This is a genomic window from Enterococcus sp. AZ167 (genome assembly GCF_051714025.1).
GTDB lineage: Bacteria > Bacillota > Bacilli > Lactobacillales > Enterococcaceae > Enterococcus_D > Enterococcus_D casseliflavus.
In genome coordinates, this window is the sequence record NZ_JBIORB010000001.1 from 1,961,932 (window position 1) to 1,987,422 (window position 25,491).

Below are 25,491 nucleotides of genomic sequence, written 5' to 3' on the forward strand. Positions count from 1 at the left end.
GCCGAAGCTAGTCTTTTGCTTATCTTACTATTATTGAACGCGTGGTTCGTTGTTTTCTTGAATACGCGTCGTTGTTCGGTTGAAGGCACCTTTGGCTTTACGTGTTTGTTTTGACGCAAAGTCGCCAGTTGTTTCTGCCGCACTGCTTACTTTGTCTTGAACTGTTTCAGAGTCTTTTTCGAATTGTTCACGTGTTTTGACATCTGCTACGTTCACGTTTACTTCGATGACGTCTAAATTCGTCATTTTGTTGACTTGTGTTGAAACAACCTCTTTGATTTGGTCGTAGATCGTGGTCATGTCGCTGCCGTATTCTGCAACGATATCAAGATCGACTGCCACTTGTTTTTTCCCAACTTCAACGTTGATCCCTGAAGTCACATCATCGGTGTTGACTAATTTACCTGCAATATTTGAGAAGAAACCGCCATCGACTGTTAAGAGTCCGTCTACAGATTCTAATGCAATGCCTACGATTTTTTGAATCACTTTATCTTCGTAAGTTAATTCTCCTTTAACACCTGTTGTTGGTTTTGTTTGGTTTTCCATCGTACATTCCTCCTACTATAATCTTGATATAAATTAAACTAATAATGTTACCAAAGTTAACGGCGCGGTCTTTGAAATTGTTCAAAGAATCCGACTTCTTTGAGATAAAATCCCAGATACATACCTAGTGCCGTAAACAGCACCAGCAGTATGGTTTTCAAAAAGCCGATCGTTAGAAACAGGATCGCTAGGATCAAACCGAAGCCTGCAAAGATAAGTGGGATCTTATAGTGGTAGAACCATTCACTCATACCTGTTCCTCCTAAACTACACGCGGCTGGTCATGGGCTGCTGGCGTTTCTTGCGTATCTTTTAAGACAACTTCCGTTTGGATATTGCTTTCGATACCGAAAAGCTGCTGCAGACTGCTGCTGATCTCACCAACCAATGCTTCTTGTTTTTGCGGGATGGCTGCTGTTTGTTTCATTTCTCCATCGATTTTTACGGATACTTTATTCTTGACGATTTTGATTTTTACGGATGGCTGATGGATGAAATCTGCTTGTTTCACCCGTTCAAGCACAAAATGCTCTAACGCCTTCTTCTGAATCACTAAATCGCCTGTCTTATGGGAAATGATCAAGCGGTCCGAACGTTTTGGATAAAACAAAACGACAAAGAGCGCGATCACGGTAAAAATGGCAAAGCCAACAGATAACCAAAAGAGCAGCATACTCATGGAAGATCCGACCCAAGGATATTCATCCAAAGGAATCAAGTAAACAGGCAATGAAGCCGCTTGCTGATTGGCGATGATCCCAAAATAAAAGACAAGTAAGAGTAAAAGCAATCCGATGATAAAAATCACTTTAGAAATCTTACGCATTGGCAACCTCCTTTACTGCTTTCTACTTAAAGCATACACATTTCTTAAATATCCATCAAATAATAACTCTTGGAATCGATTATTTTTTACATATAAAGTTTATTTTTATCAAAAAAATTTCCTTAATCAAAGCTTGCTGTCAAAGTCATCACAAAAAAAGCAAGCCGCCCAAATCTGTTTGGACGCTTGCTTTTTTTGTTATCTGTTAACGAGCCAGCTTAGTAAGTTCTTGTTGTTTTGCATGATACAACACCGCCAGTTCATTTTCGGAAACTGGCCGACCAAAAGGACGCGGCTGTGGCAGAAACGCCAATTCTGGTGCATCGACTCCTACGTTGAGATTCTCAGCGATCGGTACACTGTGATGATGAATATGCCCATGCAGATTGCGGCTGTTTTTGGTGATCCCCAGCAGCATAGGATAATGGGTCAGTATAAATTGCTGATGAGCAAACTTCAGCAAGACACCGACATCTTCAAACGCATACTTTTCGGCTCCCAAACAACCAGGATCATGCTTGCGCAAGTACGCAAAGAAAGCTCGGGTATCATGATTGCCTTTGATAAAAACGATTTTGCCCTGCAGCTGTGCTAACAGCGCAGCAATTTCTGGAAAGCCCGCTTCGTAATCAGGGTGCATCGCGACATCCCCTAAATGATAGACGACATCTTTATCCGCCACGACCTCATTCCAGCTGGCGATCATCGTTTCATGCATTTGCGTCACTGTCTCAAAGGGGCGTGGGGCAAAGTCATTGTCCCCGAGCAAGGCTGCATGAAAATAGTGGGTATCAGACGTAAAAAATTTCATAGTCGCTCCTTACCTTGGTGCTTTTTCTGTGATCAGCGTCTTCAAATCATCGCTAGCGGCTGCTTTTTCGTCGGTGCAGGAAACCGCGCATCGATTGCTGCCAATTCGCTTTTGGAAAAAACGATTTTGCAAGCTTCAATGTTCTGCAGCATATGCAGCGAGTCACTGGTTTGGGGGATCGCTAAGACGTGGGGTTGTCGAAGGGTCCATGCCAAAAGCAGCTGAAAAATCGTGCAGCCTTTGGCTTCTGCCAGCTCTTTCAACACTTCATCATTTTTGAAGTGGTGCCCTAGCCGATCGCCTTGAGCAATGGGTGAGTAGGCAATCACAGGAATCTCAGCCTCTGCCTGCCAAGGCAAAAGATCGTATTCGATCCCCCGGGCACCTAAATTATAGAGTACTTGGTTGGCGGCACATTGATCGCCGTTTTCTAACCGCAACAGCTCCTCCATATCTGCCACGTCAAAATTAGAGACGCCCCATGCACGAATCTTTCCAGAAGCTTTGGCAGCTTCTAGTGCGTCAACTGTTTCTGCTAACGGCACATCTCCTCGCCAGTGGAGCAGATACAAATCAAGATAGTCGGTGCCTAAACGCGCTAAGCTGCGGTCTAAAGCTTTCGGCAATTCATCTGCGGAGGCATTCCAAGGATAGACTTTTGAAATCAAATAAAGATCCCCTCGTGTAAAGGGCTGGATCGCCTTGCCAACTAGTGTTTCTGCGTTTCCCTCGCCGTACATTTCTGCGGTATCGATGACAGCCGCTCCAGCTTTGATGCCCGCTTGCAACGCATCGATCTCGGCTTTTTCCTTGGCTGGGTCATCCCCCATATGCCAAGTCCCCATGCCGACGGCTAGCACTGATTGCTTGTTTAAGGATCGTTTCATCTTGATTCCCTCTTTCTCGTCTTAACTCATCCTGTTCCTGCGAACACCTAGGGTTTGTTTTCTATAGTATAAAAAGAAACCGCCAAAGATACAAAAGAAGTGTATCAATCCCATGCCTGCTTGGCGGAGTGACACACTTCTTGCCCTTTGAATGATATAGCTGCTTTTGACAAAAGCTTACGCTTTGACAAACAACCCGCGGCTGATAAAACCATCCATTAAAAAGTAAAATTTTTCTTGCAACATTTTGTGCTGTTCATCTTTGAAAATATTGACTGCTTTTAACCCATTGGCTGTCGTGATGGACATCTTGAAGGTTTGCAGATCTTTTGCAACAGTGATTTTTAATTTAAAGCCTTCTTTGCTTTGGGGTGTTGCTTCAAGGCCGCGAATCAATTGGAAGTTGCCGCCGTTCGTTTCTGTAAAGCCATTGTCCCGCAACGTATATTTTTTTGCTTCAGGAGCAATGCGGTATTGGGTTGCTGCGCCTAAAACGGTTGCTGTTGTTTCAAATGCCATGTTCTTCACCTCTTTAACATCATTTCTTTCATTATAAATAGTTTTCAGCGAGATTGCTAGCTGTTCTCCTACTTTTTCGTGGCTAAGACAGTTTCTGCTAATAGCTGAGCAAATGCTTCGATTTCCGCCAATGTGTTGCCATAGCCAAAGCTGACTCTGACCGATTCCCGAATAGCTGGATGCTCTTTGCCCACCATCGCTTCGAGCACATGGGAGGGCTCCACATTGCCCGCCGTACAAGCGCTGCCTGTCGAGATCGCAGCCCCTTTTAAGTCCAATTTCATCAGCAGCAAGTCACTGCTGACACCTGGGAAACGCAGATTCAAAATATGCGGCAATTTGTGTGCTGGATCACCATTCAACTGAACATCGACGCCTTGTGCTGCTAAGGTCTCCATCAGCACATCGGCAAACGTTTGATATTGTTCCGCCGCTGCTTGCTGCGCTTCGGGGGTATGCAAAGAAGCTGCTTTGGCCATTCCCATGATGGCTGCTAAGTTTTCCGTCCCTGCTCGCCGTTTTTCTTCTTGCTCGCCGCCATGGAGTAGCGCAGGCAGCGACAAGCCATCTCGTTTATACAAAAAGCCGATCCCTTTTGGTCCGTTGATTTTGTGAGCAGAAATGCTTAGAAGATCAATACTGTTTTCATTGATTTCAAGCGGGATCTTGCCATAAGCTTGCACGGCATCGGTATGAAACACGGCGGGATGCTCCCGTAAAAGGGCCCCAATTTCTGCAATCGGCAGCAAATTGCCCGTTTCATTGTTTGCCGTCATTATGGATACTAAAATCGTATCGGGACGTAAGGCAGCCTCAACTTCACTGACGGCCAATTGCCCCTTTTGATCTACGGGCAAATAGGTCACCTCAAAGCCTAAGCCTTCTAAATAGCGCATACTCTCAATGACCGCCGGATGTTCGATCTGGGTCGTAATGATATGTTTGCCTTGTGCTTGTTTGCTAAGGGCTGTACCGATGATTGCTGTATTATCACTTTCGGTACCACCACTATTAAAAATGATCTCATGTTCTTTGACTCCTAGCTGCTGAGCGATCGCTTGACGAGCCAATTCTAATTGGGTGTGGGCGTCTCGACCATAATGATGAATGCTTGATGGATTGCCAAAAAATGTCTGCATCGTTTCACTCATCACTTTGATCACTTCTGGATGCAGCGGTGTCGTTGCTGCATGATCTAAGTAAACCATTCTTTTCACCTATCCTTCATTACTGCCATTATAACAAATCTTCCTCAGACGTCTATCGTGAGTGTCCATACGAAAAAACCTGTCAGTCAAAAGCGGAAAAATCGCCAATGATGACAGGCAGCTGAACGAGTTCAGCCTTACGAAAAATCAGGAACGTGTGCTGTTTTGCTTGTGCGGCTCACGTCACTTACTGATCGTTTTATTTTTTTCCAGGTTCAGAGGCAATGACAGTCAATTCACCAACCAATTCCCATTTCTTGATCGGGTTTGGCAAAATGCAGCTCGTGCCCATTTTTAGTTCATAGGAATGACCGTCGATCATCAAATGCCCATACCCATCGATCACGGTCATCAAAGTATAATCGGCCTTTTGTGCCAACGATAATTTCCCACGTACTTCCCACTCATACACATTGAAAAATGGCGTTTCAAGATAGGTAACGACTGCTGATTGTCCTTGTTTGACCTCACGGATCGATAATTCTGGCGTCCGTGCAGGAATCGTCGTCACATCGATCGATTGTTGGATATGCAGCTCCCGAGTTTGTCCTTGATCATCGGTACGATCATAGTCGTACACCCGATAAGTCGTATCCGAACTCTGCTGGGTTTCCAAGATCATGATCCCTTTTCCAATGGCATGGATCGTTCCGCTTGGCACATAGAAGAAATCGCCTTTTTTCACAGGGACTTTTGTTAACAAATCATCCCAACGACCCGCTTCGATCATTTCCGCAAGTTCTTCTTTGGTTTGGGCATGGTGGCCATAAATGATTTCCGCACCTGGTTCGGCATCAATGATGTACCAGCATTCCGTTTTCCCTAATTCCCCTTCATGGGCTAACCCATATGTGTCATCAGGATGGACTTGAACGGATAGATCATCTTCTGCGTCTAAAATTTTAATTAATAATGGAAAGACTGGTTCGTCTGAATGACCAAATAGTTCTTGATGGTCTTGCCAAAGATCCGCCAATGTTTTGCCTTTAAACGGCCCATTTTCAATGACGCTCACCCCATGAGGATGCGCACTGATCGCCCAATCTTCACCGATCTTGTCGCTCGGTAAATCAAAACCAAAAACAGAATGCAGGCGACTGCCGCCCCAAATTTTTTCTTGAAAAACAGGTTTCATAAACAATGGTTCCATAATTGTTCCCCTCTCTAGTTGTTCGTGCATATTATAGCATGAATCCGCTTATTCGGCAGTTTCTTTTAAGTAACATTGCAGGATTTCGTCACGATGACCCAAATAGCTTTCTCGATGATCCACTGGATGGACCCGATTCGATAAGAAAATAAACGCTTTTTTGTTAGGGATATCTACTGCGAGAAACGTGCCTGTATAGCCTGTATGAAATAATTGATACGGTGCACCTAACAAGTCCCAACCATAGGTGCGAGGCTTTGTGCTTTCAGGCGTCTGCCTGTGAGTCAGCGCCTGCATGACTTTTTCTGAGAAAAACGGCGCTCCTTGCTGCTGACCATTTGCCAGTAACAGTTGAACGAAAAGCGTCAAGTCATCCACGGTAGAAAACACCCCTGCGTTGCCGGCATGGTTTCCCAACACTCGTGCCTTAGGATCATGGGTGATTCCTCTAAGGATGCTGCCGTCTGGCTGCTGCTGGGTAGGAACGATCATTGGCAGCTGTGAGGGAGGAAAAGGCGGAAAGCCGCTGTTCTTCATGCCTAAAGGCGTCAAGACTTCTTCTTGAAAAATCTCGGTCACTGGTTTTTGATACAGCTCCTCCAATAAAAAGCCCAGCAAAATCGTCCCAGTATCCGTATAGTTGACCGTTTGACCGATCGTATCACTGCTTTCAAGCTGCAAATACGCCTTGCGCAAGGCAGCAGCATCCAACTGGTCTCGATGAGGAATCCACGTGTTGATGGCTGCCGTATGCGTCAGCAAGTGCTTGATCGTTACCAGATCGTCTTTAAACGCTGGCAGCCAACGAGTAAGCGGCGCCTCCATCTCGATTTTTCCTTGATCCCACAATTTTAACAGAACACTCGTTGTACAAACGACTTTCGTCAATGAGGCTAAATCAAACAAATGATCTTTCGTCATAGGTTCGGTTTTCGGAAGAAGCGCTGCCTGTCCGAATACATGGGTCTCTTGGGTTTCACCAGCGATAAAACGCAGCACCGCTCCTGGGAAAACGGTCGGCATTTTTTCTTGAATGAGCTGTACTGTTTTTGGGTACATTGTCATCGTTCCATACTCGCTCCTTTCAGGCTTGTCTTGCTTCTAACTTTAGCACTTTTTAGCAGCAAACAAAACTCGTTATCCCCTTTTTTCCTCCAACTATCCGACTCGATCAGCTAGTCGATTCGCTTGCTTGGTTTCTTAGTCATCAAAAAACATCGACTACTCAAAAGAGTTTCCGATGTTTTTTCTTATCTATTTAGATTTATTTTTTAACGATAAACCACCATTCGATACCGATCGCATCGTAGGTCGTCAACAACTTCCGTTTTTTGTCGATGAAAAACTCTTGCTTCTTCTCAGACAAGTGTTTTTCCAATGTATCGATATCTTCTTGACTGATGGAGATTTTCAAGAAGTCTAAGCCAAGCACCTCATGGGTCGGCAAATCGATCGTACCACCTTGTGCTTCAGTCAAGCCGACTTGGAAGTCACCATCATTGAGGATAAATTCCTTCGTTTCGGCTTCTTTTGTTTTCAAGCCTAAGCTTTCTTCTAAGAAAAGCTGCTCTTTGGCTAGATCACTGACGTTTAAATACAGCTTGCCAAAATGAGCTTCTTTTGATAAGCCAGCCGCTTTTGCAGGTGCCGCTTTGATCAATTCTGCTTCGTCTTTTGGTACCGCAGTTCCTGCGGGTGCTGTAAATAAGACTTCAATTTTGTTCCCTTCTGGATCAGCTATAATAAAGCCTAATTGATTCGCTTCATAACGAGCTTCTTCGAAAGCAATCGCTTTTTGTTGGGCATTGCTCGCGATAGTTGCCGCTTCTTCTAATGAGGATACGGCTAAGACGATGCGCTGCATTTTTTTGATCTCGCCGAAGTGATCGTTGGCACGCGGGCTTTCTTCCAACCATAAAACTTCTCTATCTAATCCTTTTAGACCAAAGATGGCCAATTCATTTTCTTCTCTTTTCAACTCAAAACCAAGTACATCCCGATAAAAGGCAATCGCTTGATCGCGGTCTTTTACCCGGATTGCAACAGTCAGCAACTTCGTACTGCTCCCCAATAAGAAATCTGTCATTGTTTCTCCCCCTACTTACATATGTACTCATTGTACTGATAAAACGAAATTCTAGCAAATGAAATCCCTACCTATTTTATTCTTTTTTTAGAGAAAATAAGAAGAAAAGCACAGAAAAGTCAGAATTTTGCATTTTTATGAGTAGAGAAGAGGCATTTGGGTGTTGCTAATGACTTCAGCTACAGACAGCTGCGGCTGGACTTGCCGCGAGGATCTGGGTTCCTAAACGATCGATTCGATCGGTGATACAAACGGCAGCTACCCCTGCTTTCAAGGCTTTCTGCGCACTTTTTAGTTTTGGCAGCATGCCGCCTGTGACTACTTCTTCGGTGATCAAACGGGGGATCTCTTCAAAAGAAACAGCTGATAACCACTGGCTTTCTTGCTTGATCCCAGGGACATCCGTCAACAAATATAGTTTTTCTGCTTGTAAACTAGCAGCAACCTGACACGCTACTTCATCGGCATTGATGTTCAGCCATTGCCCCTCTGGGGTAATTCCTAGCGGTGCCAGGATCGGGACATGTTTTTTCTCTGTCAAGAGCTTCAGGAAAGCAGCGTTGATTTGTTGAACCTTCCCCACCTGTCCTAATTTTTCTTCATCAATGACTTCTCCTTGAATCAGTTGATCACAGCCAGCATTCAGTCCTACGGCATGGAACCCAGCTTGCTGGAAAGCGGTCGTGATCAGCGGTTGAACTTGTCCCAAAAGGACCATTCTAGTTACTTCAAGCGTCTGGGGGTCGGTCACCCGCAGGCCGTCTTTGATCGTGACTGTCAACGCCATTTTCTCCATCATTTCTGAGATGTAGTGACCACCGCCATGGACGATGACTACTTTTTTGCCCGCAGCTTGCCAGTCTGCTATCGTCTCAAAGAATGACGGGGTTAAATTGTCTGAGGCGACACCGCCGATTTTTACTACGATCGTTTCCATCTACTCGCTCCTTTTTGTCTAGTACCTGATTTCTTTCAGGTATGATATAGTGCGTTGATTTTCACATAGTCATACGTCAGATCACAGCCCCAAGCGGTGCCAACACCTGCCCCTTCTTTCAGCTCGACAACGACTTTGACTTCATTTTCCGCCAATTGTTCTTGCATGATGGTTTCGTCAAAAGCTACCGGTGTCCCTTGGACAAAGACGGGAATGTCGGCTAATGCAATCGATACCGTTGCTGGATCGATCGGCTGCCCACTATAGCCCACTGCACATAAGATACGCCCCCAGTTCGGGTCTTTGCCAAAGAGAGCTGTTTTGACCAGTGGCGAACCGACGATGGTTTTGCTGATCATTCGGGCTGCTTCATCGGTCACAGCTCCACTCGTATGAGCTTCGATCAATTTGCTGGCGCCTTCTCCGTCCTTTGCAACTGCTTTGGCTAGTGCGGTCAGAACTGATTTGAGCATCCCTTTAAACTCATGATAAGCTGGCGTGTCAGCTTCGATCGTTGGATTTTTGGCTAACCCGTTAGCTAAAACTAACACCATATCATTGGTGGATGTATCGCCATCGACCGTGATTTGATTGAAGGTAACGTCGGTTAATTCTTTCAGCAGTACTTGCAAGAGTGCTGGAGCGATCGCCGCATCCGTCGTAACAAAGGCCAGCATCGTAGCCATATTGGGATGGATCATACCAGACCCTTTGGCACAGCCCGCAACAGTCACCGTTTTGTCAGCGATCGTTGATTGGATGACACTGCTTTTTTCAGTCAGATCCGTCGTCAAAATCGCTCGTTGAAATCGGTGGGCATCCCCTTGCCTGTTTAGTTGCTGAATCCCTGCAGTGATTTTTTCCATCGGTAAGCTCTTACCAATGATCCCGGTGGAGGCTACCGCAAAGGCTTCGGGACTCGTATGCAGCTGGGCTGCTGCCAATTCTGCCATCTCTTGTGCATCTTTTAAACCTTGCTCCCCGGTACAAGCATTGGCATTGCCCGCATTGACGATCACACCTTGCAAGGTGCCTGCTTGCATTTTTTCCTTTGTAACGAGAATGGGTGCTGCTTGTACTTGATTGGTGGTAAAGACTGCTGCAGCACTGGCTGGCACTTCAGAGACGATCCAACCAAGATCGACTTTCTCTTTCTTCAGACCGCAATGCAGACCGTCGGCAAAAAAACCTTTGGGGGTTGCGATCGTTCCTTCGATTTCTTTCATTTTCTTTCCTCCTACTGCCACCTTTTGCGGATTGTCCACTGGCTGACACGAGTATCCTCACGCGTCTGTTGGCTATTTTATGGATATAACGGTGCTTGCATAAGACCAGTCGTTTCTGGTATCTTTGCCCATCGATTGAAGTTTTGGATCGCTTGGCCAGCAGCCCCTTTGCCTAAATTATCGATCACTGCGATAACGGTCAACACTTGGGTCAGCGGATTGAAACATATGCCAATGTCACAAAAATTCGTTCCCGTCACTTGCCGCAGCTCGGGCAGCTTTCCTAACGGTTGCACTCGGACAAACGGATGGTCTTGATACGTTTTTACGTACTGCTCATAGATGTCCTCTTGCGAAATCGCGTCTTTGATAGGCGCATAAAGCGTCATAAAGATCCCTCTTTTGACAGGCAGTAAGCTGGTAGAAAATTGGATCGGCGGCATTGCCTGATCCCATTGCTGAAACTGCTGCATGATCTCAGGAATGTGCTGATGCTGATTTGGCTTATACATCGTCATGTTATCCGCAGCGGTTGCAAAGTGACTGCTGTCCGTCAATTTCTTACCAGCACCCGACAAACCCGACTTGCCATCAAAAATCAACGTACCGCTGAATAGTTTTTGCTGAACCAACGGCGCAGCAGCTAAAATGGCAGCAGTCGCATAACAGCCTGGATTGGCGATCAAATTGCCAGGAGTCGGTGCAAACTCAGGCAGCGAATAGGTCGCTTGTGCCAACAACTCGGCAGGTGCAGCTTCTTGGTGATACCATTTTTGATAGCTATCCCGATCCTTCAATCGCAGATCACCAGAAAGGTCAATCACTGGAAAGTCATTTGCGACAAGAGTCGCTGCGAGTTCTTTGCTGATTCCAGCAGGAGTCGCAAAAAACACGAGTTGATTTTCCTTTTGGATTTTTTCTGCATCAAAAGGTTCGATCAGCCGCTCTGTCAGTCCAATTAAATGAGGATACAAAACAGATGAATTTTCATGCATAGAATGACTATGCAAGGTGCCCACCTCCAATTGGGGATGTTGCTGGATCAAACGAATCAATTCAATTCCGGTATACCCTGTTACACCAACGATTGCTGCCTTCAAACACGTCACTCCTCAAAAGAATTTACTTAAGATTATAAGAAACTCCCATCGCTCTGTCAATGATTATTTATAAAACTATTCAAAATAAATTCACTATTATTCGGTTTTTATAAGAAAAAAAGCCCGAAAAATCTATTTTTATGCAATTATGCTAAGACAGCTTGCAAAATCGCCAAGGCTGCTGTCGTTTCCTCTTGCGAGATCGTTAAAGGCGGCAGCAAGCGCAAAACCTTGGATCCCGCTTTTAATGCGAGGAGGCCTTGGTTCCGCAGTTGGGTCAACACGGATTGCAAGCTTTCCGAATCGGCTAATTCGATACCGATCATCAATCCTTTCCCACGAATCGCCTGCACCTTAGATAGTCCTTGCAATCCGTCGAGAAACTGCTGCTGGCGCAAGTGAACATTGACTTGAATGTCCCCTTCTTGCAACACACTGCAAACAGCACTAGCAGCAGCCATCGCTAATTTATTGCCACCAAAGGTCGAACCGTGACTACCGGGTCCAAAAGCCGTTTGCAAATGGCTTTTGCCTAGCATCGCTCCGACAGGGATCCCGTTACCAAGCCCTTTTGCTACGGTAAAAAGATCAGGTTCAATGCCATATCCTTCAAAAGCAAACAGGGTTCCTGTCCGTCCCATCCCGGTTTGGATCTCATCCACCACCAGTAGTACCCCCAACTCCTGACAAAGGGCTGCCACCGCTTGGACCCACGCCACCTCAGCAGGGATCACACCGCCTTCGCCTTGGATCAATTCTAAAAACACGGCTGCCGTCTGCTCATCTAAAACGGCTTGCAATGCCTCAAGGTCATTAAAGGGTACATACACCATCTCTGGTACTAACGGTCCAAACCCATCATGGATACTACTTTGCCCAGTCAAAGACATCGCCCCAAAGGTTCGACCATGGAAAGATTGTTCAAAACTAATGACTTTGCTGCGGCCAGTCGCTTTGCGAGCCAGCTTTAAAGCAGCTTCGTTCGCCTCAGCGCCACTATTGCAAAAATAAGCCAGATACGGTTCGTCTGAGGCGCTCTTTTGATTTTGGGTCAGCTTCTGGGCAACTTCTTCTTGCAACTGGCTGTCATACAAATTCGGCACATGCCAAATCTGCTCTGCTTGGGTCATCAACGCGGCTTGCACTTTGGGATGCCCATAACCGAGATTAACGACCCCGATGCCACTTGTTAAATCTAAATATTGGTTGCCTTGCGAATCTACCACATAGCTGCCGTTTCCTTGCTGGATGTCGATGGGTAAACGGCTGTAATTAGGAAAAAGATGACTCATTGGTTTCACTCCTTGTCTTGGATCATTCGAAATTATGTATTAATATACATTTCAATCCAATAAATTGCAATAAATATTTAAATTAAAGCGATAAAAATTCATAAAAAAAGAAAGCAGTGACAATCACTGCTTTCTTTCAGTCAACCTTTGGCGGTCTGTTTATCATCATTTGGGGAAGAATTTCTTTCATTACAAACAGTGGATCACGCCACTTCTTCTGAAAATTGACTGTTATACAGGTCTGCATAGAAACCGTTTTGTGCCATCAATTCCTCATGATTTCCAGTCTCAACAATGGACCCGTGATTCATCACGATGATATTGTCAGCATCACGAATCGTAGAGAGACGGTGAGCAACCACAAAGCTGGTCCGATTTTCTAACAAACGACCCATTGCTTTTTGGATCAAGATTTCCGTCCGCGTATCGACACTAGAAGTTGCTTCATCCAAAATCAAAACGTCGGGATCCGCTAAGAAGGCGCGGGCGATCGTGATCAGCTGACGTTGACCTTGGGAGATGTTGCTGGCTTCTTCATTCAAGACCGTATCATAGCCTTCTGGCAATTTGCGAACAAAATCATCCACATGGGCAGCTTTCGCCGCAGCGATCACTTGCTCTTTGGTTGCTTTTTCATTTCCATAATGAATGTTGTCATAGATGGAACCAGTAAACAACCACGTATCTTGCAGCACCATCGAGATATTACTACGCAACTCATCACGAGTCAAGTCTCGGGTATCTTTGCCATCGTAACGAATGCTACCGCCAGAAACATCATAAAAACGTTCCAAGAGATTGATCAGCGTGGTTTTCCCAGCGCCGGTAGGTCCTACGATAGCCACCATCTCACCAGCTTTGACATCCAGATTAAAATCGGTCATCAATAATTTGTCTGGCGCATAACCAAATTGAACATGATCGAAACGAACTTTGTATTCACTGTCTTCCACTGGCAATCCAGAAGGCTCATCAGTCATTTCTTCTTCATCCAAGACTTCAAAGACCCGTTCGGCAGATGCAACGGTTGATTGGATGGTGTTTAGTAAGCTAGCGATTTGAGTGATTGGTTGAGAGAATTGATTGGTGTATTGCAAGAATGCTTGCACATCCCCTAACGTCATGTTCCCATTCGCCACTTTGATCCCACCAAGGACAGCCACGAAGACATAGCCTAAGTTTTTAATGAAGTTCATCAAGGGCATAATGATCGCTGAAATAAATTGGGCTTTCCAACCAGCGGAATACAGACGGTCATTTTCTTCTTCAAAAACGACTTGATCGGCAGCTTCATGGTTGAAGGTTTTGACAACGGTATGACCGCCGTAAGTTTCTTCGACTTGGTCATTGAGCAATCCTAAACTTTTTTGTTGTGCCGCAAAGAATTTTTGCGATTTTGGTGCGACGATCATCACGACGATCAAGCTTAAAGGAACCGTTGCTAAAGCAACCAAAGTCAGTTGCCAACTGATCGTCAGCATCATCCACAAAACCCCGATAAAGGTCACGACACTCGTAATAAATTGGGTCAAGTTTTGTTGCAGGGTACTTGCGATATTATCCATATCATTGATCGCCCGTGACATGATATCCCCATTTGAGTGAGTATCATAGTAAGAAATCGGCAAGCGGTTCATTTTTTCATCTAAGTCACGACGCAGCTCATAAACCGTCCGTTGCGAGACACGGGTCATAATAAACTGTTGTAGAAAGTTGAAGACGGCTGAAATCACATACATGCCGATCGCGATCAAAATGATTTGACCAACTTTCTCAAAATCGATAGGAAATTCTGTTACCTGTTGGCCGGCTTGCATCTGCTGCGCACCGATCATGACACCTTTAAAAATTTCAGTGGTCGCTTCCCCTAAAATTTTCGGTGTTTGGATTTGGAAGATCACGGCTGCGATCGCTAAAACGAAGACGGCAATGATAGCGATGGAGCGTTTCGACATGTACCCGAAAAGCCGTTTGACCGTCCCCCAAAAGTTTTTTGGTTTTGGTCCTTTGGCACCGATGTTACGGCCTGGACCGCCGCCCATTGGTCCGCCACGGTGTTGTGTTGTTGTTTTCTTTTCACTCATGCAAGATCCTCCTCTCTCAATTGTGAAGAAACGATTTCTTGGTAGGTTTCATTGTCTGCCATTAATGATTCATGGGTTCCTTTTCCTACGAGTTTTCCTTCATCCAATACTAAGATCGTATCGGCATCCATGACGGTGCTGACCCGTTGGGCAACCACGACCATAATGCTGTCTTGCATGTCGCGTTTCAGCGCTGCTCGTAAGTTGGCATCGGTTTTGAAGTCCAGTGCGGAGAAGGAATCATCAAAGACATAGACATCTGCTTGTTTCACTAACGCACGAGCGATCGCTAAACGTTGACGTTGTCCACCAGAGAAGTTGCCGCCGCCTTGTTCTACACGGCTATCTAAGCCATCTGCCAGTTCGGAGACAAAATCTTTGGCTTGGGCGATCTCTAGTGCTTGCCAGATTTCTTCATCTGATGCATCGGGTTTTCCGTATTTCATATTTTCACGAATGGTACCAGAAAACAGTACCGCTTTTTGCGGAACAAAGCCCACGACTTCTCGTAGATTGTGCTGGGTGACTTCTGCAATATTGACCCCATTGATTTTGATTGCACCAGACTCCACATCGTACAAACGAGGCAAGAGATTGACTAAGGTCGTTTTCCCTGAGCCCGTCCCACCGATGATGGCAACAAAATCACCAGATTTTGCTTGAAAATCGATATCTTCCAACGCCAATTTCTCAGCGCCTTGGTAGCGATACGCCACATGGTCAAAGGCCAAGGTTGCTTGGTCCCCTTGTAAGCTCAATGTCGCTGGTGTTTTTGGATCGAGAATTTCATCTTCTTCATTTAAGACTTCGTTGATCCGATCAGCTGATGCTTGGGCTCTTGGCACCATCACGAAGATCATGGACAGCATCATAAAGCTGATCAAAATTTGCATTGCATAGGTCATAAACGCAATCAAGTTTCCGACTTCTAAGGTCATTTCGGCAATATAATGACCCCCAAACCATGTGATGGCAATGTTCGTCCCACTCATGATCAACGTCATCAATGGCATCATCAATGCCACGATGGTGTTTACTTTAATCGCGGTGTGGGTGTAATCTTTGTTGGCTTCATCAAAGCGATTCGCTTCATAATCCGTCTTGTCAAATGCCCGAATAACGCGGACCCCCGTCAAGCCTTCACGAAAGACTAAGTTCAAACGGTCGGTTTTCTTTTGCATACTTTTGAATAAAGGAACGGCAAAATACATAATACCGCCGACCAATACTAGCATGATAGGAATAACGACTAAAAAGATTCGGGTTAATTGGGCATCTTTTTGATAGGCCAAGAAACTCGCCCCAATCAGTGTGATCGGTGCATTGATCATCATACGTAAAAACATTTGCGTCACCATTTGAATTTGGTTGACGTCGTTGGTGGTTCTTGTAATCAATGATGCGGTCCCAAATTTATCAAACGATCGAGAAGAAAAATTCTCAACTTTTTGGTAAATGTCCGAACGTAGTTTTTGTCCTAATTTTTGTGATTCTCTTGTTGCGAAATACGTATTTCCTAAAGCGGCGATGATACTGATCAATGAAAAGCCGATCATGTAAAAGCCGGTTTTCCAAATGTAATCAATGTCGCCTGTCGCCACCCCATTGTTGATAATATTGGAAGTCAATGTCGGTAGATACAAATCAGAAACGACTTGGATCACCATAAACACCACTGCCATGATTATAGAAATGACGGATACGCGTTTTATCAGCTTAATCATAGGTTTCCCCTCTTTCTTTTTTTGCGCCCTCTCTTAACCAGCGGACTTTACTGTTGAAATCAGCGATCGCTTCGGCAGGATCATAGTCTGGATCAAACGCTGATTGGCGATAGGCTTCGGCAATCGTCGAAAAGACGGTATGCATCAGCAGCTGGATCAGCATTTTCAACTCATGGTCGTCTTTGACTTTCAATAAATCTTTGTCGACCTCTGACAAAAAGATGGCTTGCTGCTTCTGCCGATCGGCTTTGTTTTCTTGATGCATCTTGTGCTGCATCTCTGGCACGACTTTATGGAAGGAACGATAATCCATACTCATAAATAAATTGCGGTAAAAGTTTGCGTTTTTGCCTTTGAAAACCTCGGCGATCATCCGTGAAAAGTACCATTCGAACCCCGCAAACAGATCCCCGTTTTCATGTTGGATCGATTTCAGCAGATCTCGCTGACTATTTTTTTTCAACGTATGGAAATAATAGTAATAAAGATCTTCTTTGTTTTCGAAGTATTGGTAAAAACTCCCGCGAGGAATCTCGGCATCTTTGATGATGTTGGCGATCGAGGCGTCTTTCAGCGGCAGTCTTGAGAATTCTTTTTTCGCCGCATTTAAGATGCGCTTTTGTTTTTCTGGCGGCAAGTGAAAAAATGTATCGGTCGGCATCACAAGCAACTCCTTTCTAATTTAAAATAAATCACAGCTCTCGATATGACACGTTGTCATATGACACTGTGTCATTATACACCCCTCACCAGAGAATGCAAGAATTTAAATTTGACTTTTTTATGAAGGAATCGATTCTGGTCTTTTTATAAAGGGCGTTATTTGAAAAGAAATAACCAATGAAATTTCTGAAAACAAAAAACCTTCGTTTCCCTGATGGAAAACGAAGGTTGCTATTTTTTCATTCTGACGATTATAAATAACAATCATTTTTTCTTGCGGCGCCATAGAATCAAGAAAACGATCAGCAGCAGGATAACACCTGCGATCAGTAAGGTATAGCTTGGCGCTTCATTGGTTTTAGGTAATGTTTTTTCACCATCGGCAGTAGCGTTGGCCTCTTTCGAAGAAGTCGTTGTCGCTGTTTCTTGAGCACTCGTCGATGTTGCGGTCGCTTCTTCAGACGTACTCGTTTGCGTGCCTGTAGGCAGATACATGGAATCATTTGCCGCTTGAATGATATAAGAGATCCGTCCTGGGACAAAGGCATCTGGATCGACTTGCATCTCTTGTTCCATCTGATTTAAATTGGTCAAAATTGAGATCATCCATTCGTTGGAAACGGCTTGATTCAAATGTAAAAAGACTCCGTCTGCTGGATAGACGACCCGTAAATATTCTTGCAGCTGATCCACAACAGGAATCAAGTCAGCAAAACTGGCGTAGCTATTTGCATCAAAAGCCAGTTGCGGCTCAATGGCTTCCCAGGATAACGTCTGATCGACAAACAAGGCACCGATGATTTTTGCTAAGTAAGCAATATCAAAGCCCATCGCATCACTGGAATAACGTAGCGCCAGACGATTGCCATTGGTCAATTCTTCATCTGTCAACTGGTCCAACTGTTCTTGGGTAAATGCGGTCACACTTCCTTCAGTGATCCCTTGGGTTAAGGCGCTACGCAGCGAACTAGGTTCATCGGCTAACGTGTTGATCTCACTGACATCTTGCGTCCCCGTCTCTGCTTGGATCGAGGCAATAACAGCTTCGGAATCGACTGGTTCTTGATTCTCGGTAGTCGTAGTTTCTGAAGCAGCGGATTGATCCGTCTCTTGATTTTCTACTGTACTTTCTTGGACAGCAGCTTGTGTCTGATCCGTTCCTGATTGCTCCTCTGATGAAAGCGTCTCGCTAACGGCAGCCTGATTGCCACTTTCACTCGTAGCTGTTTCATCTGCATGAACCATCAGTGGTGAAAAAGCCAGCGTCATTAGTCCGAACCAAATTATTTTTTTCATCCTCATTGCCTCCTCGAATGGGAACACTCCCTTTGTAACGAAACTGTAACATAAAGGAAAATTTTTCGCAATCTATTTAGTAACTTCTTAAAAAAAACCTCTATCTTTATCCGATAGAGGTTTTAACATTATTTTATCGTTGCCACATGCATGACGGCTTGACCCGCTTTTGTTTCTGTTCCTGGTAACCCTTCGATATTGGCTACTTGCTCCATATTGGTGATGATCACGAGCATCTCAGAAGCTTTGCCTTTAGCCGTCAACTGTGCCAAATCGACTTGGGCAACTTGGGTAGCTGGTGTCACGGCTTGGCCTTCCTCCACCAGGATCTCAAAAGGTGCTCCTTGCAATTCGACGGTGTCAACACCCATGTGCAGCAGAATCTCTAGCCCGCTGGCAGTCTTGATCCCCAATGCATGTTTCGTGGGAAAAATCGTCGTGACGGTTCCTGCTGCTGGTGCATAGATCGCACCATTGTCTGGCAAGACGAAATACCCGTCGCCCATCATTTTTTGCGAAAATACCGGATCACTTGATGCACTGATCGCTTTTGTCGTGCCTGTGGCTACTGCGTATAAAGGGGTATCGATCGGTTCTTTTGATGGATTTGCTGTCATTTCCTTTGCAGCCGTTTCACTCGTTTCTTTTGGTTGCGGTTGCACAGTAACGGTTGCAGCTGGTTTTGCTTCTTCTGCCTCGCTTTCTTTGACTGCTTCTAAGCGATCTTTCGGAATCCCAAAGAAGTAGGTGGCAACGAAGCCGCCAGCATAGCCTGCTAACAAGCCGAAAATATAGCCCATCCAACGGCCGTTGGCAATCAAGGGGATCAAAGCTAGCCCTGATGGTCCAATCGCCGTTGCGCCGATATTTGTCAAAGCGCCAATGACCGCACCACCGATCCCACCACCAATACAAGCAGTGATAAATGGTCGACCTAATGGCAACGTCACTCCATAGATCAATGGTTCGCCGATGCCTAAGATCCCAACTGGCAATGCACCTTTGATCATTTCAGAAAGCTCTTTGTCTTTACGTAGTCGTACCCATAAGGCTAAAGCTGCACCGACTTGACCAGCACCAGCCATGGCTAAGATCGGTAATAATTGCGTGCTGCCTGTTGCTTCGATCATTTGAATGTGGATCGGGGTCAAAATTTGATGCAAACCAAACATGACCATTGGTAGGAAGGCCGCCCCTAAGACAAACCCAGAGAAAGCACCGCCCACGTTCAAGACCCAAGTGATCGAACCGACTAAGCTGTCAGAGATCAGACCTGCCAATGGCATGATCAAGAAAATCTCCGTCAAACCGATGATCAGCAAACACAACGTCGGGGTCACGATAATATCGATCGCTTCAGGAATCACTCGATGCAGCACTGCCTCTAATTTCGCCAAAAGCCATACAGCGAAGATCACACCGATGATCCCTCCTTGGTTGGCAGCTAAAGCTTCGCCAGTGAACAAGTTTTGGATCGGGGCTTCTGGGTTCATACCTGTCAGCAAGATGATCGAACCGATCACGCCACCAAGGGTTGGATTGGCTTTAAAGACCTGCGCTGCATTGACCCCAGTAAAGATCGCTAAATAGGTGAACATCCCATTTCTGAGGACGTTTAAAATCATGACATAATAATTCCAAGTATCTCCATCTAATCGGCCAGCCGTGATCATATTGGTCAGGACAGAAGCGATCCCTGCGACGAGTCCTGCACCAACGAAGGCTGGAATCATTGGAACAAAGATATTAGAAATATCTTTCAGCAGCGACTTTAATGGTGATGATTTTTGTTTGGCTTTTTGGGCTGCTTTCATCTCTGCCGTTTTTTCTGATAACGCCTCTTTGCCTGATTTTTGCGGTGGGATCTCTTGCCCTAAATCAACACCAGCTTTTGCCACCATTGCATTGGCTACTTTGTTGACTTTCCCTGGTCCGATAATGACTTGCAGCTGCTCATCATTGACCACACCCATTACACCGGGAATCTCTTTTAACCCTTGTTGATCGACCTTGTCGTGGTCGCGGACGGTCATTCGTACGCGAGTCATACAGTGATTGACTGTTTCTACGTTGTCCATTCCGCCGGCTTCTTGAAAAATCTTCTCCGCTAACTCTTCTACCGTCAGTGTTTCTTTTGCCATTACTTTTCTCCTCCTAACGCCGTTTTGACAAACCCTTGTGCCGTGGCAAGTTTTGCTTGTGCTTCGTCTTTCGTGCTATCAGTCAACAGCATCACGATCGCCAATTTGACATTCTGATCTGCTTCTTCAAATGCCGCGGCGGCTGTTTCATAATCAGCTTCAGTCGCCTGCATGATGATCCGTTTTGAGCGTTCCACCAATTTTTCGTTGGTCGCTTTCACGTCGACCATCAAATTATTGTAGACTTTGCCGATCCCTACCATCGATAACGTCGAGATCATATTCAAAATCAGTTTTTGGGCAGTCCCAGATTTCAAGCGAGTCGAACCTGTCAGAAATTCTGGTCCACAATCGACCTCGATTGGAAAGCTGGCATGCTGAGAGATCTCCGCGTCTTTATTACAAGCGATCGTAGCCGTTGTGGCACCGAGCTCATTGGCATAGTCAAGCGCCCCAATCACGTAAGGGGTTCTGCCACTGGCAGCGATCCCGATCACCATATCATTTTGGTTCAACTTCAAATCGACAAGGTCTTGTTTGCCTAGCGTTAAGGAGTCTTCTGCTCCTTCGACAGCGACCGTCATCGCTTCTTCGCCACCGGCGATCAGACCGACCACCATCTCAGGTGATACCCCAAAGGTTGGGACACATTCGGCCGCATCCAAGACGCCTAATCGACCACTTGTCCCAGCGCCAAGATAAATCAAGCGTCCGCCCTTTTTAAAAGCGACGATGGTTTGTTCAATCACTTTTTCAATACTAGGAATTTCTTTTTCCACCGCATAGGCAACTTTTTGATCTTCTTGGTTCATTTTTTGACACGCTTCTAAAATCGTCATTTCATCTAAATTGCTCGTTTCACTGTTGCGTCGTTCGGTCGTTAATTTGTCTAAATTGATTTTATTCATCGGAATCATCTCTTTCTAATTTAAATCGCATCCCTGCTTTGATTTGTTGGATCAACGGCAGATCGGCTGGTATCACCTGAGCGGCGAGGTTGACTTTTGGGTCTGTCGGCAAAGGTCGTTTGCACACCTGGATCTCTCCCATATAGCGCAAGTACTCTTGGTTATCGATCGTCACAGCCCCCACTGGCCGCTCTTGGCTAAGTTCAGGTGTGACTTCTGGAATGGCATTGAAACGGGCATCGGCGCTGCGCAAGACATCCCGAGCTTCATCGTAACGATTTTGGTGATTCCCTAAGACGTGTTCAAAGTAAGTGGAACCAAGATCTTTGACCCGCAAAACGATCCGCGCTTCTTGCAGATACGTCGCAAACTGCTGGGCACTTTTTTCAGAAACCATGCCATCGCCAATGTAAACAGCATCGACTGAGCCAGTTGCCAATAAGTCGATCGCTGCGGCAAAAGGCGACCAGTTGCGGTGTCTTTCCAGTGTGGGTAATCCTTGAAATAACGGTCTGCGTTTCTTGGCATCCCCTGGAACAAAGGCTTGGACGAAAAAGCCTTGTGCTTTCAACCAGCGGTTCTTCTCCTGAAACCAGCCAACATCCAGTCCCGTTTCTGGTCGGGGGTAATAATTGTGCCAAGCTTCCAAACGAGTAAAATCGGCTCCATACGCCTGCAGCTCTCGAATGTCTTTTTCCGTCAATGTACTGGCATTCAAACTGATGGTCATTTCTTTTGAAAAAGCTGCGATTTGCTGATTGTCGATCGCATAATCCATTCGTAAACCAGTGACACCGATCTCCCTTAGTTCCGCCAGATTGTCGATGGAAAAGCCCGCTTCTGCTAATGCGTTTCCAGAAATATCTACCATTAAAGACAGCTGATGGTCTTTTGCGAAACCTCCCAAGTCCGTCAAACGCTGCCGATAAGTACTGCGATCATCTTCTGGTATGTGCATGGAGGTGAAAATCCCTTTAAAGCCTGATGCCATCGCAGTCATCTGCTCAAGTTCTGCTGCCGTCAAGTCTTCGTTCATAAATACAGAAAAGCCGAACATCTCTTTGCCTCCTTGATGGGTCACTTTCGTGATACCGTTTTCTATAAAAGCATTATAACTGATTCTTTTCCCATTCGCAACTATATTTCATAATTAAATCATTAATATAGAAATATTATTTCATTTAATAAGAAAGCTTTACCGTTTAAACTTTCTTATGCCCTTCTTTCTACACTTATGGTACACTTTATTAGGAACGAAACTTGCTTTCGTCATTTTTACATAGTAGGAGGAATCACATCATCAATGATTACAATGGATGATATTATTCGCGAAGGCAATCCAACCTTGCGTGAAGTAGCAAAAGAAGTACCTTTTCCTTTGAGCGAAGAAGATATCGCACTGGGAAAAGAAATGATGACCTTTTTAGAAAATAGCCAAGATCCAGTCAAGGCAGAAGAACTTGAATTAAGAGGCGGCGTTGGTCTAGCAGCTCCTCAATTAGATATTTCAAAACGAATCACAGCGGTCCTCGTCCCTAGCAGCGACCCAGAAAAAACAGAACCTGATTTTAAAGATGTTCTATACAATCCCAAAATTTTAAGTCATTCCGTGCAAGAAGCTTGTTTGGGTGAAGGCGAAGGCTGTCTGTCCGTGGACCGTGAAGTCCCTGGCTACGTGGTACGCCATGCCCGGATCACGATCAGCTATTACGACATCAACGGCAAAAAGAAAAAAGTTCGTTTGAAGAACTATCCTGCGATCGTCGTTCAGCATGAGATCGATCATTTGAACGGGGTCATGTTCTACGATCATATCAATCAACAAAATCCTTTTTCATTGAAAGAAGGCATCTTAGTCATCGACTAACTAAAAAGTCTCTACCGACATTTTGCGGCAGAGACTTTTTTTCTATACTATTGACTATCTTCCTTCACGGTTTTGGCATTAATTGCCTTTCGCTAGGCTTTCTTGATGATCGGCTTTGATTTTTTCTAATAACGCTGGCTGTTCAAAAAGGTCTAATGCCGTCAGCGCTAAAAGTTCCGCCGCGATGGCGATCGATTGCAAGCCTTTTTCACTCTTGGCAGCGGCTTTGAATTCTTCCGAATGACCCGCAATGTAGTCATCTGAAATCGAAACGGTGGGTTGGATCGTCGGGATCACTTGACTGACATTGCCGACATCAGACGAACCAAGGCTTGTTTTGGCTTCCGTATCGATCTCATCGGCAGGTACGCCCGCTTCTTGGGCATGGGCGAAGAAGATCTCATCAAAACTTGGTGTCACGATCACATCGTCGACGGAGTTTTGGAACAAACCAAATTCATAGGTCGCTCCCGTAGCTAAAGCTGCTCCTTTTACGATGTTTTCGACTTTCTCGTAGACATCATTCAAGGTTGCTCGATTGGCAGCTCGTAAATAAAAACGACCGGCTGCATATTCTGGCACGACATTGGCTGCCACGCCGCCATCGGTGATCACACCATGAATATTGACGTCTTTTGGTAAATGCAGGCGCAACCCATTGATCCCGTTAAAGACTTGCAGCAATGCTTCTAACGCGTTGATGCCTTCTTCTGGTGCCGCTGCCGCATGGGAAGCCCGACCATAGAACTTGATATCCACTGGATCATTGGCTAATGAAGCCGTCGTTTTGCCATAGCGATGGGCTGGATGGACACAAAGAGCGGCATCGACATCATCGAAGAACCCTTCACGGACAAAACTGCCTTTAGCGGAACCATTTTCTCCACCTTCTTCTCCTGGCGTCCCATAGACTCGAATCTCCCCGCCTAGCTCATCGATGAAAGGTTGCAGAGCACTGGCAGCTAAGACGGAATAAGTCCCGAAGAGATTGTGTCCGCAGGCATGACCGATGCCAGGTAACGCATCATACTCGGCTAAAAAGGCAATCGTCGGACCCGGTTTTCCACTGACATAGCGGGCATCAAAGCCGGTGCGATGGCCTGCCACATCCTTTTTGACAGCAAAGCCTTCTTTTTCTAATTGGGCGATCAGGGCATCGGCTGAATAAAACTCATAGTTGCTGACTTCTGGGTGATTGTGGATATCTAATGCCAAGGCTTGATAAGCGGCTAAACGCTCTTGGATAAATGGTTTGATGGCTACTTTCGTAATAGTTGCTGTTGTCATAATCAAATCTCTCCTTTTTATACATGCTTTTTCAGTTTTTTTATCAAATTACATGGTGCTTATTTTGCCCCAAAGGTTTCCCAAGCAGGAACGCTTGATCCTTTTGACGTTTCCTCGATGACTTTTTTCGTATCCTCTGTTTGGTAAGCAGCGACCACTTTTTGGTAAACTTCATTGTCTTCCTCTTCTTTACGGGCGGCAATGATGTTGACGTAAGGACGGGCCGTTTCATCAACAGGCTCTAAAAAGATCGCATCTTCGGTTGGTACAAATCCTGCATCCACCGCCATGCCGCTATTGATGACCGAAACATCGACATCCGAAAGTGCCCGGGCGGTTTGCGCTGCATCAAGTTCTGAAATTTCTAAGTTCAAACGATTTTCTGTAATATCCGCGACCGTTGGTGTTTGTCCGGCTGCTTCATCCACTTTGATCAATCCAGCTGATTGTAATAAAAGCAATGCCCGACCACCATTGGTCACATCATTAGGGATCGCAACTTTAGCTCCTTCCGCCAAATCGTTGACATCCGTCACTTTGTCGGAATAAATGCCTAATGGCGCATTGACTGTATTGCCGATCGATACGAGATCAGTACCAAATTCTTCATTATAGTTGTCCAAGAAAAATTGGTGTTGGAATGAATTAAGGTCGATGGACCCATCAGCTAAAGCTGCATTGGGTTGATTGTAATCAGAGAATTGGACATATTCTAAATTGATGCCTTCGTCTTTCAAACGATCCTTGACATCATCCCAGACGTCGGTGTCCGCCCCGATCATCCCTAATTTCACCGTCACTTCTTCTTGGTCATTGGCTGCGGCACTGCCATTGTTTCCGCATCCTGTAATAAAGAATAATGCTGCCCCTAAAACGATTGATTGTACGATTTTTTTCATTTTTGCTTCCTCCATAGACTTGCTTGTTTTT

24 protein-coding genes are annotated in these 25,491 nt (G+C 45.3%); 1 reads left to right on the plus strand and 23 read right to left on the minus strand.

Going from position 1 to position 25,491, the window contains the following annotated elements; all coding sequences use genetic code 11:
* Nucleotides 1-30: 30 nt before the first annotated feature.
* The 21 genes from IGJ05_RS09180 to IGJ05_RS09280 all read right to left on the minus strand — a co-directional run bounded on the left by IGJ05_RS09180 (nt 31) and on the right by IGJ05_RS09280 (nt 22,464).
* Nucleotides 31-549 (minus strand): Asp23/Gls24 family envelope stress response protein, encoded by a 519-nt coding sequence (locus tag IGJ05_RS09180; RefSeq protein WP_005227237.1) that lies wholly within the window; start codon nt 547-549, stop codon nt 31-33.
* A gap of 56 nt (nt 550-605) precedes the next feature.
* A complete protein-coding gene (locus tag IGJ05_RS09185) occupies nt 606-800 on the minus strand; it encodes a DUF2273 domain-containing protein (protein ID WP_005227236.1) in 195 nt (64 codons plus the stop codon).
* A gap of 11 nt (nt 801-811) precedes the next feature.
* A complete protein-coding gene (gene amaP / locus IGJ05_RS09190) occupies nt 812-1,375 on the minus strand; it encodes an alkaline shock response membrane anchor protein AmaP (protein WP_060792382.1) in 564 nt (187 codons plus the stop codon).
* Between the two features lie 205 nt (nt 1,376-1,580).
* Nucleotides 1,581-2,186 (minus strand): metallophosphoesterase, encoded by a 606-nt coding sequence (locus IGJ05_RS09195; RefSeq protein ID WP_005227234.1) that lies wholly within the window; start codon nt 2,184-2,186, stop codon nt 1,581-1,583.
* Between the two features lie 41 nt (nt 2,187-2,227).
* The gene (locus IGJ05_RS09200) at nt 2,228-3,073 is read right to left on the minus strand and encodes an aldo/keto reductase (RefSeq protein ID WP_010748695.1); all 846 of its coding nucleotides are present in this window, start codon (nt 3,071-3,073) and stop codon (nt 2,228-2,230) included.
* A 177-nt stretch (nt 3,074-3,250) separates the two neighbouring features.
* The gene (locus IGJ05_RS09205; RefSeq protein WP_005232263.1) at nt 3,251-3,592 is read right to left on the minus strand and encodes a DUF1831 domain-containing protein; all 342 of its coding nucleotides are present in this window, start codon (nt 3,590-3,592) and stop codon (nt 3,251-3,253) included.
* Nucleotides 3,593-3,660: 68 nt separating this feature from the next.
* Entirely contained in the window at nt 3,661-4,800 is a 1,140-nt protein-coding gene (locus IGJ05_RS09210; protein WP_015508865.1) for a cysteine desulfurase family protein, read from the minus strand.
* A 199-nt stretch (nt 4,801-4,999) separates the two neighbouring features.
* A complete protein-coding gene (gene manA / locus IGJ05_RS09215; protein WP_170920124.1) occupies nt 5,000-5,953 on the minus strand; it encodes a mannose-6-phosphate isomerase, class I in 954 nt (317 codons plus the stop codon).
* A 45-nt stretch (nt 5,954-5,998) separates the two neighbouring features.
* Nucleotides 5,999-7,015: a serine hydrolase domain-containing protein gene (locus IGJ05_RS09220; protein ID WP_225000908.1), complete on the minus strand. Its 1,017-nt coding sequence runs from the start codon at nt 7,013-7,015 to the stop codon at nt 5,999-6,001.
* Nucleotides 7,016-7,214: 199 nt separating this feature from the next.
* Nucleotides 7,215-8,036, minus strand: coding sequence for a VOC family protein (locus tag IGJ05_RS09225; RefSeq protein ID WP_010748692.1), 822 nt, complete (start codon nt 8,034-8,036; stop codon nt 7,215-7,217).
* A gap of 175 nt (nt 8,037-8,211) precedes the next feature.
* Nucleotides 8,212-8,973 (minus strand): acetylglutamate kinase, encoded by a 762-nt coding sequence (gene argB / locus IGJ05_RS09230; protein ID WP_015508861.1) that lies wholly within the window; start codon nt 8,971-8,973, stop codon nt 8,212-8,214.
* A gap of 35 nt (nt 8,974-9,008) precedes the next feature.
* Nucleotides 9,009-10,199, minus strand: a complete 1,191-nt coding sequence (gene argJ, locus IGJ05_RS09235; protein ID WP_010748690.1) for a bifunctional glutamate N-acetyltransferase/amino-acid acetyltransferase ArgJ — start codon at nt 10,197-10,199, stop codon at nt 9,009-9,011.
* 77 nt (nt 10,200-10,276) lie between these two features.
* On the minus strand, nt 10,277-11,299 hold the full coding sequence (argC, locus tag IGJ05_RS09240) for an N-acetyl-gamma-glutamyl-phosphate reductase (RefSeq protein ID WP_010748689.1): 1,023 nt from the start codon (nt 11,297-11,299) through the stop codon (nt 10,277-10,279).
* Nucleotides 11,300-11,445: 146 nt separating this feature from the next.
* On the minus strand, nt 11,446-12,591 hold the full coding sequence (locus IGJ05_RS09245) for an acetylornithine transaminase (protein ID WP_081116173.1): 1,146 nt from the start codon (nt 12,589-12,591) through the stop codon (nt 11,446-11,448).
* Between the two features lie 203 nt (nt 12,592-12,794).
* Entirely contained in the window at nt 12,795-14,675 is a 1,881-nt protein-coding gene (locus tag IGJ05_RS09250; RefSeq protein ID WP_005227219.1) for an ABC transporter ATP-binding protein, read from the minus strand.
* A complete protein-coding gene (locus IGJ05_RS09255) occupies nt 14,672-16,399 on the minus strand; it encodes an ABC transporter ATP-binding protein (RefSeq protein ID WP_005227218.1) in 1,728 nt (575 codons plus the stop codon). The genes IGJ05_RS09250 and IGJ05_RS09255 overlap by 4 nt, the downstream gene beginning before the upstream one ends.
* Nucleotides 16,392-17,060, minus strand: coding sequence for a TetR/AcrR family transcriptional regulator (locus IGJ05_RS09260; protein ID WP_005227217.1), 669 nt, complete (start codon nt 17,058-17,060; stop codon nt 16,392-16,394). Before IGJ05_RS09260 ends, IGJ05_RS09255 begins: the two co-directional genes overlap by 8 nt.
* A 266-nt stretch (nt 17,061-17,326) precedes the next feature.
* Nucleotides 17,327-18,358 (minus strand): LPXTG cell wall anchor domain-containing protein, encoded by a 1,032-nt coding sequence (locus tag IGJ05_RS09265; protein ID WP_010748686.1) that lies wholly within the window; start codon nt 18,356-18,358, stop codon nt 17,327-17,329.
* A 128-nt stretch (nt 18,359-18,486) separates the two neighbouring features.
* Nucleotides 18,487-20,499, minus strand: a complete 2,013-nt coding sequence (locus IGJ05_RS09270; protein WP_010748685.1) for a glucose PTS transporter subunit IIA — start codon at nt 20,497-20,499, stop codon at nt 18,487-18,489.
* Nucleotides 20,499-21,407 carry an N-acetylmuramic acid 6-phosphate etherase gene (gene murQ / locus IGJ05_RS09275; protein ID WP_010748684.1) on the minus strand — a complete coding sequence of 303 codons (909 nt, stop codon included), beginning with the start codon at nt 21,405-21,407 and terminating at the stop codon, nt 20,499-20,501. The genes IGJ05_RS09270 and murQ overlap by 1 nt, the downstream gene beginning before the upstream one ends.
* The gene (locus tag IGJ05_RS09280; RefSeq protein ID WP_010748683.1) at nt 21,400-22,464 is read right to left on the minus strand and encodes a DUF871 domain-containing protein; all 1,065 of its coding nucleotides are present in this window, start codon (nt 22,462-22,464) and stop codon (nt 21,400-21,402) included. The genes murQ and IGJ05_RS09280 overlap by 8 nt, the downstream gene beginning before the upstream one ends.
* Before the next feature lie 246 nt (nt 22,465-22,710).
* Between IGJ05_RS09280 and def the strand changes: the two genes are divergently transcribed.
* Nucleotides 22,711-23,274, plus strand: a complete 564-nt coding sequence (gene def, locus IGJ05_RS09285; protein ID WP_005227211.1) for a peptide deformylase — start codon at nt 22,711-22,713, stop codon at nt 23,272-23,274.
* A 78-nt stretch (nt 23,275-23,352) separates the two neighbouring features.
* Here the strand turns inward: def and IGJ05_RS09290 are convergent, their stop codons facing one another.
* On the minus strand, nt 23,353-24,561 hold the full coding sequence (locus IGJ05_RS09290) for a M20 family metallopeptidase (RefSeq protein WP_438725171.1): 1,209 nt from the start codon (nt 24,559-24,561) through the stop codon (nt 23,353-23,355).
* 59 nt (nt 24,562-24,620) lie between these two features.
* On the minus strand, nt 24,621-25,460 hold the full coding sequence (locus tag IGJ05_RS09295; protein WP_010748681.1) for a MetQ/NlpA family ABC transporter substrate-binding protein: 840 nt from the start codon (nt 25,458-25,460) through the stop codon (nt 24,621-24,623).
* Nucleotides 25,461-25,491 lie beyond the last annotated feature (31 nt).